Source organism: Mesorhizobium sp. M7A.F.Ca.CA.004.06.1.1 (assembly GCF_003999135.1).
GTDB lineage: Bacteria > Pseudomonadota > Alphaproteobacteria > Rhizobiales > Rhizobiaceae > Mesorhizobium.
The window spans coordinates 1-496 of the sequence record NZ_RZPQ01001423.1 but is presented as its reverse complement, the minus strand read 5'-3'; the positions used below and the strand labels follow the sequence as shown (position 1 = coordinate 496).

Here is a 496-nt window from a genome sequence, read left to right as displayed (position 1 = left end):
TGTACCAGGTGGTGCCGACACCGGCGATCATCGCCACCTCCTCGCGGCGCAAGCCCGGCGTACGCCGCCTGAGACCGGTGGCGATGCCGGTGGCCGAGGGCGTCAGCCTTTCGCGGCGCGAGCGCAGGAAGGCGCCGAGTTCGCGCCGGCGGCTGTCTTCAGCCGAATGTGTGGGGGCAGCGTGGGGTTGGGACTCCATGCGGGTATTATAGCAGTATTGATACCAGGATAAAGTTTGAACTGTTTGGCCCGCGCCAACTGTCCCATCTTCGGTTCAGAGCAACAGAACGGAGGCTCTGAACATGGAACTCAAAGACAAGACGATCCTCATCACCGGCTCTACCGATGGCGTCGGCCGGGTCGTCGCGCAACGGCTCGGCGCCGCGGGCGCCCGTGTGCTGGTGCATGGCCGCGATGCGACGCGCGGCAAGGCTGTTGTCACCGGGATCGAAGCGACCGGCGGCAGGGCGGAGCTTCTGGTCGCCGACCTCTCTTC

General features: G+C 65.7%; 1 protein-coding gene and 1 pseudogene. One reads left to right on the top strand and one right to left on the bottom strand.

Translation table 11 applies throughout. The features are described 5' to 3' along the window. Nucleotides 1–199, bottom strand: a pseudogene (locus EN906_RS36730) (helix-turn-helix domain-containing protein); the annotation flags it as partial. Between the two features lie 103 nt (nucleotides 200–302). On the opposite strand from EN906_RS36730, the gene EN906_RS36725 reads away from it, so the two are divergent. Beyond that, on the top strand, nucleotides 303–496 hold a 194-nt coding region (locus EN906_RS36725; RefSeq protein ID WP_127375893.1), incomplete at its 3' end, for an SDR family NAD(P)-dependent oxidoreductase.